General features: G+C 42.1%; 13 protein-coding genes. 4 read left to right on the top strand and 9 right to left on the bottom strand.

Features of this window, described 5'->3' with window-relative positions:
- Positions 1-30 precede the first annotated feature (30 nt).
- Positions 31-3,366 (bottom strand): DNA polymerase III subunit alpha, encoded by a 3,336-nt coding sequence (dnaE, locus tag C9414_RS05590; RefSeq protein ID WP_107163240.1) that lies wholly within the window; start codon positions 3,364-3,366, stop codon positions 31-33.
- A 137-nt stretch (positions 3,367-3,503) separates the two neighbouring features.
- On the opposite strand from dnaE, the gene ytrH reads away from it, so the two are divergent.
- The 3 genes from ytrH to C9414_RS05575 all read left to right on the top strand — a co-directional run bounded on the left by ytrH (position 3,504) and on the right by C9414_RS05575 (position 4,639).
- On the top strand, positions 3,504-3,845 hold the full coding sequence (gene ytrH / locus C9414_RS05585) for a sporulation membrane protein YtrH (RefSeq protein ID WP_024424798.1): 342 nt from the start codon (positions 3,504-3,506) through the stop codon (positions 3,843-3,845).
- Entirely contained in the window at positions 3,842-4,345 is a 504-nt protein-coding gene (gene ytrI, locus C9414_RS05580; RefSeq protein ID WP_003216226.1) for a sporulation membrane protein YtrI, read from the top strand. Before ytrH ends, ytrI begins: the two co-directional genes overlap by 4 nt.
- Before the next feature lie 108 nt (positions 4,346-4,453).
- Positions 4,454-4,639, top strand: coding sequence for a YtzJ family protein (locus C9414_RS05575; protein WP_003216400.1), 186 nt, complete (start codon positions 4,454-4,456; stop codon positions 4,637-4,639).
- Between the two features lie 52 nt (positions 4,640-4,691).
- Here the strand turns inward: C9414_RS05575 and C9414_RS05570 are convergent, their stop codons facing one another.
- The gene (locus tag C9414_RS05570) at positions 4,692-5,633 is read right to left on the bottom strand and encodes a DHH family phosphoesterase (protein WP_059374777.1); all 942 of its coding nucleotides are present in this window, start codon (positions 5,631-5,633) and stop codon (positions 4,692-4,694) included.
- Between the two features lie 147 nt (positions 5,634-5,780).
- On the opposite strand from C9414_RS05570, the gene C9414_RS05565 reads away from it, so the two are divergent.
- Positions 5,781-6,083: a YtpI family protein gene (locus C9414_RS05565; protein ID WP_003216665.1), complete on the top strand. Its 303-nt coding sequence runs from the start codon at positions 5,781-5,783 to the stop codon at positions 6,081-6,083.
- Positions 6,084-6,120: 37 nt separating this feature from the next.
- Here C9414_RS05565 and C9414_RS05560 read toward each other — a convergent pair whose 3' ends face one another.
- The 7 genes from C9414_RS05560 to C9414_RS05530 form a co-directional block, all read right to left on the bottom strand.
- A complete protein-coding gene (locus C9414_RS05560; protein WP_039180580.1) occupies positions 6,121-7,443 on the bottom strand; it encodes a CBS domain-containing protein in 1,323 nt (440 codons plus the stop codon).
- A 147-nt stretch (positions 7,444-7,590) separates the two neighbouring features.
- On the bottom strand, positions 7,591-8,274 hold the full coding sequence (locus C9414_RS05555) for a metal-dependent hydrolase (RefSeq protein WP_107163239.1): 684 nt from the start codon (positions 8,272-8,274) through the stop codon (positions 7,591-7,593).
- A gap of 65 nt (positions 8,275-8,339) precedes the next feature.
- The gene (locus tag C9414_RS05550; RefSeq protein WP_107163238.1) at positions 8,340-9,095 is read right to left on the bottom strand and encodes an SDR family oxidoreductase; all 756 of its coding nucleotides are present in this window, start codon (positions 9,093-9,095) and stop codon (positions 8,340-8,342) included.
- A gap of 99 nt (positions 9,096-9,194) precedes the next feature.
- Positions 9,195-10,097 carry a phosphotransferase gene (locus tag C9414_RS05545; RefSeq protein WP_107163237.1) on the bottom strand — a complete coding sequence of 301 codons (903 nt, stop codon included), beginning with the start codon at positions 10,095-10,097 and terminating at the stop codon, positions 9,195-9,197.
- A gap of 122 nt (positions 10,098-10,219) precedes the next feature.
- A complete protein-coding gene (gene argH, locus C9414_RS05540; RefSeq protein ID WP_058838285.1) occupies positions 10,220-11,593 on the bottom strand; it encodes an argininosuccinate lyase in 1,374 nt (457 codons plus the stop codon).
- Positions 11,590-12,801 carry an argininosuccinate synthase gene (locus C9414_RS05535; protein ID WP_048239076.1) on the bottom strand — a complete coding sequence of 404 codons (1,212 nt, stop codon included), beginning with the start codon at positions 12,799-12,801 and terminating at the stop codon, positions 11,590-11,592. Before C9414_RS05535 ends, argH begins: the two co-directional genes overlap by 4 nt.
- A 173-nt stretch (positions 12,802-12,974) precedes the next feature.
- Positions 12,975-13,490: a MogA/MoaB family molybdenum cofactor biosynthesis protein gene (locus C9414_RS05530; protein ID WP_107163236.1), complete on the bottom strand. Its 516-nt coding sequence runs from the start codon at positions 13,488-13,490 to the stop codon at positions 12,975-12,977.
- Between the last annotated feature and the right edge of the window lie 48 nt (positions 13,491-13,538).

The following is a 13,538-nucleotide window of genomic DNA, read 5'->3' as shown; positions in this document are numbered from 1 at the left end:
ATTTGTAAAACATATTCAGGCGATTTGTCATCATTTAATCACAACGTTTTGTTCACCGAGCAGCTCTTTTAACTGGAAAATCACAGCATGATCTGCATGAACTTTGTATGCATCTGGAAGTCTCATCGTCTTTTTTTGCTTCTCATAATACAAATAGACATCTGCTTCTCCGCTGTGCATCGAGAGGACTCGTTTTACTTGCTCTAGCAGCTCCTGCGTATGATTCTCTTCTTTCACTCGAATGTAGACAGACTCTTTTCTTTTTACGTCCATCTCTTCAAGCAAAGCAGCTTCTTGCACGATGATTTGACTGCTGTCATTTCTGATCTCTACTCTGCCTTCCACATAAAGCATGGTGCCCTCCTCAAGTAAGGGGGACAGCTTTCTAAATTGCTCTGGAAAGACGACGCCTTCCATTTCTCCCGTTTCATCCCCAAATGTAACAAATGCCATCGATTGTCCATTTTTTGTCCGAATCGATTTCACTTTTGTCAAAAGACCACCCATTGAAATCTTCCGCTTAATATAGGAAGAAAGTCTGATGATTTCCACTGCACCATTCTCTCTTAAGCGTTCTCGGTATGCTTGTACTGGGTGATTTGATAAATATAACCCGAGTGCCTCTTTTTCAAATTGCAGGAGGTCAACAAGCGGCATTTCTTCTATCTCCGCATATTTTGGCTTAATGGAGAAGGTTGTATCCCCAAGAAAGTCCAGCTGATCCTCTGGATTTAAAAATGACACGTGGTCTAACGCAATATCTATCGATGCTAATAACGAAGCACGATTGGGATAAAACTCATCCATCGCCCCTGAAAAAATGAGCGCTTCAATCGTTTTTCGATTGACACTCTTTGGTGATACTCTTGCGCAAAAATCAAATAAATCTTCAAACGGCTTTTCCTGTCTTGCCCTGTATATATCCTTTACAGCTGACACTCCGACATTTTTGATCGCTCTTAAGCTGTAGCGGATCTCCCCTTTTTCAACCGTAAATGGAAACTCACTCTTATTAATAGAAGGCTTCAACACAGATATCCCTTTTTCCTTCGCCTCATAGAAATATTGAGCAATTTTGTCTTCATTTCCAATTACACTCGTTAAAAGACCGCACATAAAATATAACGGATAATGCGCTTTTAAATAAGCAAGCTGAAAGCCAATCATGCTATATGCAACAGCATGGCTTCTATTAAAACCATAGTTTGCAAATTTGACGATTAAGTCATAAACGTCATTTGCAATGTTAACAGGATACTCCTTTTTTAGGCATCCTTCAACAAAATGGCTTCGCTCTTCATCAAGGACCTTTTTATCCTTCTTCGAAACAGCTCTTCTTAATAGATCAGCCTCGCCCAGCTGAAAACCAGCCATCTTCGCTGCAATTAGCATGATTTGCTCCTGATAGACGATGACCCCATATGTATCCTTTAATATGTCATACAAATCAGGATGAGGGTAGGAGACCTTGACTCTGCCATGCTTTCGGTCGATAAAAAGCGGGATATTTTCCATTGGACCTGGACGATAGAGGGCATTGACCGCTACGATATCTTCTAAACTAGACGGCTTCAGGCGTCTCAGCACCTGACGCATTCCCTGTGATTCAAGCTGGAATATTCCAGTTGTATCGCCCGCAGATAACAATTCAAACGTTTTCTGATCCTCATATGAAATGTCACTAAAGTTAATGTGGACGTTTTCCTGTCTTTCAATCTGGTTTTTAATGGATTCAATTAATGTTAAGTTTCTGAGCCCTAAGAAGTCCATCTTTAAAAGTCCGAGATCTTCTAAATAATTCATGGCATACTGCGTTAAATACACACCTTCATGGCCGTCTTGAATCGGAACGACCTCTGTCAGCGGCTCTTCGCTCAGCACAACGCCAGCTGCATGTGTAGAAGTGTGTCTCGGTAAGCCTTCTACCTTTAAAGCAGTTTGGAAGACCTTTCGAAGCTCTTCAGATTGCTGAAGCATCGTTTTTAATTCAGGAGATGCAGTCACCGCTTCTTTCAGTGTCGTTCCTGGCTTTGATGGAATCAGCTTGGCAAGACGATCCGCTGCTTTTGAATCGATTCCCATCACACGTCCAACATCCCTTAAAGCAGCCTTTGCTGCAAGTGTCCCAAAGGTGACAATTTGCGCCACATGCATGTCTCCGTATTTGTCTTTTACATAAGAAATGATTTCGTCTCTTCTCGTGTCGGGGAAATCAATATCAATATCTGGCATACTGATTCGCTCTGGATTTAAGAAGCGCTCAAATAAAAGACCGTGACGGATCGGATCGACATCCGTAATAAACAGAACATATGCAACAAGTGAACCCGCTGCTGATCCCCGTCCAGGGCCTGTGACAATCCCTCTGTCATGCGCATACTTCATAAAATCCCACACAATGAGAAAATAATCACTGAAATTCATTTTTTGGATAATGCTCAGTTCATATTCAAGTCTTTTGACATACGTGTCATGTGAAGCAATCTTTCTTTGCTTCATACCTTCTGCGCACACTCTGCGTAAAAACTGATCAGCTGTTGATTGATCAGGAGTTGGATAGGATGGAAGTTTTGTCTGCCCAAGATTTAAATCGACCTCGCAGCGGTCTGCAATCTCCACCGTTCTTGTCAGCAGCTCTCGATCATCTCTATACCATTCCAACATTTCTTCAAAGGATCTGAAATGCTTTTCTCCTCGGTCTTCCTCTATCTCTGAAAGCTGATCCCCTGCTTTAATAGCCTTTAAACACGTATAAGCCATTTTATCCTCTCGATTGATGTAGTGAACATCCCCCGTCGCAACAAGAGGTATGTCCACACTTTGTGAGACATCCCGCAGTTTGCTGGTGAGCGATTCGTCCTGCTGAAATGGCTGAAGTGCGATGTACACATGACCCTCGCCGAATATATGCTTTAATTGTTTGGTGGCTTCACGTGCTTCTTCTATTTGATCATGCTGCAAAAGCGTTTCAATATACCCAGATGCGCCTGGTGTGATCGCAATGAGCCCGCGATGATAGCTTTTGAGCCATTTTTCTTTCAGTCCGGCTTTTGATTTTGATTTCAGCACACTGCTGATTTTGATCAGGTTTTGATAGCCTTCGTTGTTTTTTGCAAGGAGTACTAAGGGATAAGCCTCTGTCTCTTGTTCATCTATGAAGACAGAAGCTGTTAAACCGATAACCGGCTTGATGCCATGTTTTTTACATTCCTTATAAAATTCAACCGTTCCATACATCACATGGTCATCGGTAAGAGCGAGCGCCTTGCAGCCAAGTTCTTTTGCTTTCAGTACAAGCTCCTTTACTTTAGCTGCACTGCTTAACAAGCTGTATCCACTGTGGACCTGAAGATGAACATAAGACATGCTAAATCCACTCCTTTCGTCTAAAGTCATTCTTTCATTATAAAACGCGATGCGATGAGAAACAAATGTTCTTTCTTTTCTGTCCGTTCATACTTGTCCAGCACACACCATATATTGAATAGAGTGAGGTGGACAAAATGGATGTGAAGGAAGCTTTTATTCCGAATTTTATCAGCTGTTATTTTATCGCCCTTGGGGTCATTTTGGGTGGTGCTATCATAGGCGGTGTTGGTGCGTATTTATCTGGTCAGCCGCCTTTATCCATTATTACTAGTCTTGCCAACCGTTTAAAGATTTGGGCGCTTGTCGCCGCTATCGGCGGAACATTTGATGCTGTTTATAGCTTTGAACGAGGCATTTTCGAAGGAAACACGCGTGATATTTTCAAGCAGATTTTATTAATTATCTCTGCCATGGGCGGCGCACAAACGGGGTATCTCATTATTACGTGGCTCACCCAGGAGCATGTGTCATCATGAGGGTGCCGGAGCTGTATAAACGCCCAGGCTGGCAGCGTTTTTTTGCAGGAATGATGTTTGGTGCGATTGTAAGCTGGCTCATTTTTCTCTTTACATACGGAACCTTTCAGGAAAAGCAAGTAACACTGCTGAGAAGCCAGCAGCATCATATGGACAGTTTGAAGGAACAAATCACACTCTATCGGGAAGATTTGCATAAGTTAAATGAGGATAATAAGAAGCGGCTGCTGATCCAAAGCGTAGATGTTCATCTCGTGAATCGTGAGCAATATAAAATCCCAGAGCCAGATACGCTAAAGTTTGAAGATCAGGTCAAGGAGGATATCTCAGAAGTCATTACAAAGGATATCGAAAGTGTCTATAAAACAAAGGAATTACTAAAACGGACAGTGGAAAATAAAGAATATACGATTCGGGAAAAGGCATACCGAGCGAAAGTGACAGAGCTGACAATTTATACGAAGCTTTCACTTGAAGTACGTATTTCATTTGCTGAATAAACAGGTTGTGGAATTTTTATGAATTTCTGCCCTCAATGATCGCTTTTCACGCTTCATTTTTATACACTAAAAGTAGAACGAGATCTTAAATAGAAAGAGGTGAGGACAATGGAGGTTTACAGCTATCGTCAAATGGCACGAGACAAAGCAAGCCGGATCAAAGACGGCATGTGTGCTTATGCTGAGACAGAAATGATGGCTCATTTAATTAAAAAAGAATTAAAGCATCAAAATCTCCAAGCCTATGAAGATTCAACAGACATCGGCTGCTGGTTTATCCCTGTGTGCAAGTAACCCTTTTCTCCATGACAAAAAAAGAGAGAAGGGACTTCATATCCCTCCTCTCTTATGATGATGATTTACATACTTCTTCTAAATCACGCAAAATCTCATCTGCTACGGCCCAATCATAAATGGACGCACCGGCTGCAAGAGGGTGGCCGCCTCCATGATATTTTTTCGCAATGGTGTTAATGACGACACCTTTAGAGCGGAATCTGACACGAATCTGATCGTTTTCTTCCACAAAAAAGACCCATGCCTTAATGCCTGCAATATTTCCTAGTGTCCCAACAAGCTGTGAGGCCTGCTGCGCTGTTGTTTGGAACGATTCCAAAATTTCACGCTTAATGAACACAGATGCAACCCCGTTCTCTGACAAAGAAATATGTTGAAAAATATAACCATTTAATTTCACGACATTCAAATCTGTCTCATACAATTGATTGAAAAGATCTGAAGATGAAAACGGATATTCGATAAGTTCCCCTGCATATTTGAGTGTCTTTTTCGTTGTGTTTGGGAAAAGGAAGCGGCCTGTGTCTCCTACAATGCCGGCATAGATCAATTCAGCCGCCTTTGTATTCAGCTGATATCCTTCTTCTTTCCCCTCTAAGTACAATTCATAAATCATCTCGCTCACAGAGCTTGCCTCTGTATCTACCCAAAGCAAATCACCATAAGGATCTTCATTCGGGTGATGGTCGATTTTCATCAGCTTATCGCCCATTAAATAGCGCTGATCATCAATTCTTGCTTGATTGGCCGTATCACAGACAATGACAAGGGCCCCTTTATACACGTCGTCTGGTATCTCATCGAGTTCATATAAAAATGAAAGGGATGGCTCAGGGGTTCCTGTCGCATAAATATTTTTTTCTGGATAGGTGGCACGCAAGATTTCCGTAAGGCCGCACTGCGATCCATACGCATCAGGATCTGGTCTTACATGTCTATGAATGATGATGGTGTCATATAATGATATGGTTCTAATCAGTTCTTTTTTCATAAAAACTCCTTCTCATGCGATACTCTTTTTATTATTAAATCATAATCTATCGTGACGGAAAAGTGAGGAATAGACAATTTATTCTAGTAAGCAAGCCTATTTACGTTTAAAATAGGGTTGTAACCACTTACAATGGAGGCTTGGCACATGCTTGTTTTGATTGTGTTTATTATTTGTTCTGCCATGTTTTATTTATACTACAAAGCGAAAAATGTCCGTACGAACCGGCCAGTTGAGAAAAAATTCTGGTCGGCGAAATCCAGTATGGCCCTTGGCTGCTTTGTCCTGCTTTTCGGTGTGAATCAATTATTTTTAAACCGCTCGTCACTCGCATTTGTCATCGGATTTATTTTTGTTGCTGTCGGTATCGGCAGTACGTGGGCTGGGTATAAAGCCTACAAGCATTACCTTCCGCTCTTTTTAAAAGAAGGCGAAAAGGATCACGCGTAATAAGGAAAGGGGCGACATGGGTTCGCCCTTTTTATCATTATCCCCTCTCCATCAGCTGCACCATCAGCATCGCTTTTCCTACGATATTCGATTGATGGTACACCTCGACTTCCAGCTTCCCAAACTTGCGTCCTACTTCTAAAATATTCGGCTTGATCTGGATTGTGGATTCCATTTGGACCGGTTTTAAGAAGTAGACAGAGAGACTCTCGACGATCAGCTCGCCCTTTTTATGAGATTTTAAGAAGCGGTTGGCTGATTCGATTAAAATTTGTGTGAACACCCCATATGAAATGTTTCCAAGCTGGTTCGTCATTTGCGGGGTGACCTCATATTGATAAACCGCATCTGCTTTTGGTTTTTCTGTATCAGTTTCTTTAAACCCTCTTGAGACAACATCATCCAGCTTTTCTCCGACCTGCGGCTGCTTTTGAATCATTTGGAGCGCCTTGAGCACATCCTGACGGCTGATCATCCCGATCAGCTTCGCATGATCATCCACAACTGGCAGCACCTCAATGCCTTCCCACACCATCATTTGTGCAGCTGAGGCGACAGATGTCTTGCCAATAACCGTCAGCGGATTTTTCGTCATCACCTTTTCAATCGGTGTGGAGCGGTCATGCCCCGCAATATCCTTTGAGGTGAGAATTCCGTGAATCTTCATTTGATCATCTGCGACCGGGAAACGTCCGTGGCCAGTTTCATAATTCTTTTCATACCATTTTTCAAGCTTATCCTCTGGTGATAAATACACCGTCCGTTCTATCGGTGTTAAAATATCTTCCACCAGCACAATCTCTTTTTTAATTAATTGGTCATAAATGGCTCTGTTAATGAGAGCCGCTACGGTAAATGTATCGTAGCTTGTTGATAAAATTGGCAGCTCTAGCTCATCTGCGAGCTGAATAATTTCATCATCTGTTGAGAATCCGCCTGTGACCAGCACAGCCGCCCCTGCCTCTAATGCCTGCTTATGGGCATTGATCCGGTTTCCGACGATCAGCAAGTTGCCAGCTGCCGTATAGCGCATCATCGCATCCAGCTCCATCGCTCCGATGACAAATTTATTTAACGTTTTATGTAAGCCTGCTCGTCCTCCAAGCACCTGTCCATCAATGACATTAACCACTTCTGCATATGTCAGTTTTTCAATATTTTCTTTTTTCTTCTGTTCAATTCGAATGGTGCCGACTCGTTCAATGGTACTGACGAATCCTTTATTTTCAGCATCTTTGATGGCCCGGTAAGCGGTGCCTTCACTCACTTTCATTTCTTTCGCTATGCGCCGGACAGAAATTTTCTCCCCGACATCTAATGAATCAATATACGATAAAATTTGCTCATGCTTTGTCGCCAATCCCGTTCACCCTTTTTGTTTTCAGCGTTTTCATCTATGTTTCATTATAAGGGCAGGAGGCTTTTAATAGCAATTTGTCTTTTCTTTCAGCAGATGAAGGCAAACAAAAAAGCCGGCATTTGTGTGCCAGCTTTTTTCATATGGGGATTAAATCTCGATTGATTCCCCGCTGTTTAACACATGACCGACGCCGCCATGCAGGCTGTCTGCAAATGCATGCGGATCCTGTTCAATTGGCGGGAATGTGCTGTAGTGAATCGGAACGACCTGTTTTGCCCGCAGCCATTCTGCTGCAATTCTTGCATCCTCCGGCCCCATCGTGAAGTTATCACCAATTGGAAGGAATGCGAGCTCAATATGATTCAGCTCACCAATCAGCTTCATATCTGAAAAGAGTGCAGTGTCTCCAGCATGATAAATTGTTTTGCCCTCTGCGGTAAATAAAATACCTGATGGCATCCCTGTATACGTAATTGTCTGTGCCTCTTCATCAATGACAGCTGAACCATGGAACGCTTGCGTGAGCTTCACTTTACCAAATTCAAACTCACGGCCGCCTCCAATAGAAAGCGGGTGCGTTTTCACCCCTTGCCAGCTTAAATACGTGGCAAGTTCGAAAGGCGCGACAACAAGTGCATCATTGTTTTTAGCGATTTCAATGGTGTCACCGATGTGATCTCCATGACCATGTGTCAGTAAAATGACATCTGCTTTCACATCTTGCGGATTGATATCTGTGTGCTTATTTCCATTTAAAAATGGGTCAATCCAAATATGATATCCGTTTGTTTCAATGTGTACGACTGAATGTCCATGATATGTAGCTTTCATGTAGTATATCCACCTTTCAATTTTGATCTCATATCATTTATTCCCTCTATAAAAAGCTGAAAAACTTAATGCCTGTGAATGACGTTAATACCACCTGTTGCTTCAATGACGGTGCCTGTAATGAGGTCTGAACGGTCATCACATAGAAATGAGATGATACGTCCTATATCCTCTCCAGTACCAGACCTGCCTATTGGCGTTTCTTCGTCTTTGATTTGGCGGGCTTCCTCTATTGTCGATTCTTTCATGTCTCCAACGATTTTGCCTGGACAAACCATATTGGCGGTGATGCCGTTTTCGGCTTCTTCAATCGCAATGGTTTTCGTCAATGACGCAAGGCCCACTTTTGCCGCTCCAAAGGCTGATCTGTGCATCCAGCCTGGCGCATGGTCTGCACCTTGGAAGCCATAAGTGATAATGCGGCCAAAGCTTTGTTTTCTCATCATTGGGATGACCATTCGGAACAAGTGGAATACAGCTGATAAGTTGCCTTCCATCATTTGATACCATTCATCTTCTGAATAATCCGCAAGTTTCTTTCGTTCAAAAATATAAGGACCAGCATTGTTAATCAAGGCATCAATCCGCCCAAATCGCTCTGTTGCCAGCTCTACCATGTTTTTTAGATCTTCTTTTTTTGTCACATCACCTTGGACAAATTGAAGCTTATCTTCGTACTGCTGTAATTCTTCTCTCATCTGCCGGACAGCTTCATCATCACTTCGATAATTCACTGTCACAGAATACCCCATATTCAGTAAAGACTCGGTGACTTTCCGGCCAAGTCCTTTAGAACCCGCTGTTATTAATGCGTGTCGCACACAATCTCCTCCTAAAGCAAAGGTTGCAAGTTCACGTGTTTCTTATCTTATCTTTTACTTTACTATAAACCGGCAGCTGGCGCACTTATGAACCCTTTATCAATAGGAGTAAAACAGTATAGGGTGACTCATCCACTTTTTCAGATCCCATGAGCCATGGATATCGAGAAGCAGCGAAACAAAACGATAGCATTCTCTCACCTCATGAAGCTCGCGAGGAAGCGGACAAATCTCTTCATACCCCAATTGGACATCGCGGGCAGCTTCTTTCGTCAAAAGGTATTCCAATGCAATAAAATCAAACGCAGCTGGTCCATATACGACATATTCTGTATCAACTAAACTCGTTACTTGATCATTTTTTTCAATATATTGAGACGGATCTAAATCAATTAAAATGAGACTGGCTGAATCAGGAGGCTTCAGCTTTTCAATCTTTTGCAGCACAATTTCTGCATAACAGTGAAAATTAGTCTGATCAGCATAATAACGCTCTATGAGTTTGGGTACAGCCTTTTTTAACACCGCATGAAATTCTCTCAAATGTTTCTTTTCAGCTCCGTATACTGCACCAAAAAAGTCAGTTCGATAAGAATGAAGATGTGCTAGTTTCCTCCCATAATCCTTATAAAAGTTTGATGAACGTCCATCGAAAGATGTGAAAGGTGTTCCTTCTACTTTCTCCATTACATAAAAATGTCTCCCTGCCTTCTTCACTTTACGAACAACTTCTGGAATCTGAAAGGAATTCGTATGAGACAGTTTTTGATTAATTTGATCAATATACTTTTGTGTAGTATGAGCATCTACTCCATAGATCATATTGATCCCAGTCACAAATTCACTTTCTTCTCTTAAAGTTTTAGGAGATTTGATCACATACTCCGTTTTATCTTGTAAGGAGATCAGCCAAACATCATTGGCCCGTCCGTCATATTGTTCTCCTAACGTCTTCACTGATACGATCGGTTGATGAAACAAAGCCTCAAGCGTTTTCTTCATGATCTGCTGTCACTCCCTTTTCTGCTTGACGCTGGTATGCTTTCATTTTCTCCAATGGTCATCAATCTCCTTTTTTCCATGACAAAAAAACCACCCGTATCATACGAATGGTTTTTTGCGTGTTATGCCAGACAGGCTTTTGCTTTTTCTAAAGCGAGCTGGATTTGTTTGAATCCAGTTCCGCCTGCACTTGTTCTTTTTTCAACCGCAACATACGGATCAAGAACAGTGTAAATGTCTTGTTCAAAAAGCTCGCTTGCTTCTGTAAAAGTTTCAAAAGGAAGATCACTTAAGTAGATGCCTTTTTGAATACATGTATACACAAGCTTGCCAACGATTTCGTGTGCTTCACGGAATGGCATGCCTTTTTTCGCAAGGTAGTCTGCCACTTCTGTCGCATTTGAGAAATCTTCTTTTGTTGCCTTTTTCATGACATCTTCGTTGACTGTCATCGTTTGAATCATACCTGTGAAGATTTGCAGGCTGCCAGCGATGGTTTTCACTGTATCAAACATGCCTTCTTTATCTTCTTGCAGATCTTTGTTATACGTAAGCGGCAAGCCTTTCATAATCGTGAGAAGCCCCATCAGGTTGCCATACACACGGCCTGTTTTCCCGCGGATTAATTCAGCCATGTCCGGGTTTTTCTTCTGCGGCATCATGCTGCTGCCTGTTGCATACGTATCATCGAGTTCAATGAATTTGAATTCTTGCGAGCACCATAAAATGATTTCTTCACAAAAACGTGAGAGGTGCATCATCACAAGACTGCTATTAGACAAAAACTCTAAAATGAAGTCCCGATCACTCACACCATCAAGGCTGTTTTCGTAAATGTGATCAAAGCCAAGCTGCTCTGCAGTATATTCACGATCAATCGGGAATGTCGTTCCTGCTAACGCTCCGCATCCAAGCGGAGACACGTTAATTCGCTTCAATGAATCTTGAAAGCGCGCTTTGTCACGCTCAAGCATCCAAAAATAGGCGAGCATATGATGGGCAAACGAAATAGGCTGTGCACGCTGCAGGTGCGTATATCCTGGGAAAATCGTTTCAACGTGCTGTTCTGCCTTTTCTACAAGCACCGTTTGAAAGGAAGAGATCAATTCAATGATATGCTCGACTTGGTTATTCAAATATAAGTGCATATCAGTTGCGACCTGATCATTCCGGCTTCTCGCTGTGTGCAATTTGCCGCCAAGCGGACCAATCTCATCAATGAGCATTTTTTCAAGGTTTAAATGAATGTCCTCATAGTCTACTGAGAATTCCAGTTCATCCGCCTCTGCCTTTTTCATGAGCGTATTTAGTCCGTCTTTGATGACAGCGGCCTCCTCATCACCGAGGATACCGCATTTATTCAGCATACTTGCATGAGCAAGGGAGCCGGTCAGATCTTCTTTCACTAATTGTTTGTCGAAATGAATGGACGCACCAAACTCATCGACCCATTTTTCTGGTGTTTTTTGAAATCGGCCTCCCCAAAGCTTTTTCATGCTTTAACCTGCTCCTTTTTATTCACGATGCTGTTTACTTTTGTCGGTAAGCCCCAAAGGTTAATAAATCCTACAGCTGCATCATGATCAAATTCATCTGCTTTAGTATAAGTTGCGAGATTTTCATCATAAAGTGAATATGGTGATTTACGTCCTTCTACAATGGCATGGCCTTTAAATAGTTTCACACGTACAACACCCGTTACGTTTTGCTGTGTTTCTTGTAAGAATGCATCTAGTGCTTCTTTAAGCGGTGAGAACCATAAGCCGTTGTATATTAATTCAGCCATTTTTTGTTCCACGATTGGCTTAAAGTGTGCGACTTCTTTAACAAGCGTTAAGTCTTCAAGCTCTTTATGTGCTTTAAGAAGTGTGACTGCACCTGGGCACTCGTACACTTCACGAGATTTGATTCCAACAAGACGGTTTTCAACGTGATCGATTCTGCCAACACCATGCTGACCAGCGACTTCATTTAAATGAAGGATAAGATCAGATAATGAATACTGGATACCGTCAATCGCTGTCGGTTTTCCTTTTTCAAACGTGATTTCAATGATTTCTGGTGTGTCAGGTGTTTTTTCAAGTGGATTTGTCAGATCATATGCACCTTCTGGCGGCGCAGCCCAAGGATCTTCTAAAATGCCACATTCGTTACTTCTGCCCCAAAGGTTTTGGTCGATTGAATATGGGCTGTCTAAGTTAATCGGAATTGGAATACCGTGTTTTTGTGCATATTCGATTTCCTCATCACGAGACCATTTCCATTCACGCACTGGCGCAAGAACTTCTAGATCTGGATTCAATGCTTTAATGGATACTTCAAAACGAACTTGGTCGTTCCCTTTTCCAGTACATCCATGAGCAACAGCTACTGCATTTTCTTTTTCTGCTACTTCCACTAATTTTTTTGCAATAAGCGGACGGGATAGTGCAGATACTAGTGGATATTTTCCTTCATACATTGTGTGTGCTTGTAATGCAGTGAGTGCAAACTCTTCAGCAAATTCTTCTTTTGCGTCAATCATGTATGATTGAACCGCTCCGACTTGAAGCGCTTTTTGTTGAACGAATGCCAAGTCTTTTCCTTCGCCTACGTCAAGGCAGCAAGCAACGACTTCGTATCCTTGCTCTTGTAACCATTTAACTGCAACAGAGGTATCAAGACCTCCGGAATATGCTAATACAACTTTTTTATTTTGTGACATGATTGAAAAGCTCCTCTCGCTTGTTTTGATTCTGTGAATGTTTTTTGCATAAAAATAAGTTTTAATTTATAAACATGCATTTAGTATGTATACACTGTAACAAGGAAAAATTGTTTTTTCAACCCCTTTATGAAAAAAACTCTGCCAAATTTTCTTGGCAGAGTCATTTTGGGCTATTTTTGATCCTTTTCAAGCTCTCGTAAGACGTGAGGAAGCTCTGGTATCACGAGTTTTGTCATGGCTAAACGAACGGCTCCGGTAGATCCCGGCGTGGCAAAGACAGCCTTTTGATTGACGACCCCTGCCGTTGCCCGGGACAAGATAGCAGCTGAACCTATGTCTTCTGTATAGCTGAGCATGCGGAAGATTTCACCAAAGCCAGGGAGCTCTTTGGAGAAAAGAGGGGTGATGGCTTCAATGGTCACATCCCTTGCAGCAATTCCTGTCCCGCCATTTAACAAGACGGCATCTATTTTCGCTTCGCTTGTTCCTTCCAGCACAGCGTCTTGAATTGCTCCAATATTATCTTTTACGATATCGTATGCAAGAACAAGATGTCCTTGTTCTTTGAGCAAATCGATCATCAGACGGCCGCTTTTGTCTGTTTCTTTCGTTCTTGTATCACTGACTGTGATGACCTTCACATAAAGCCTTTCTTTCGCCTCTCGTTTATGTTCTGCCACGCTCATTTTCCGCACCGCTCCCTTTTATTTCATATTGGACAACATTATAGCATG

The organism is Bacillus sp. Nf3, assembly GCF_003028545.1.
GTDB lineage: Bacteria > Bacillota > Bacilli > Bacillales > Bacillaceae > Bacillus > Bacillus safensis.
This window is presented reverse-complemented; position numbering and strand designations above follow the sequence as displayed.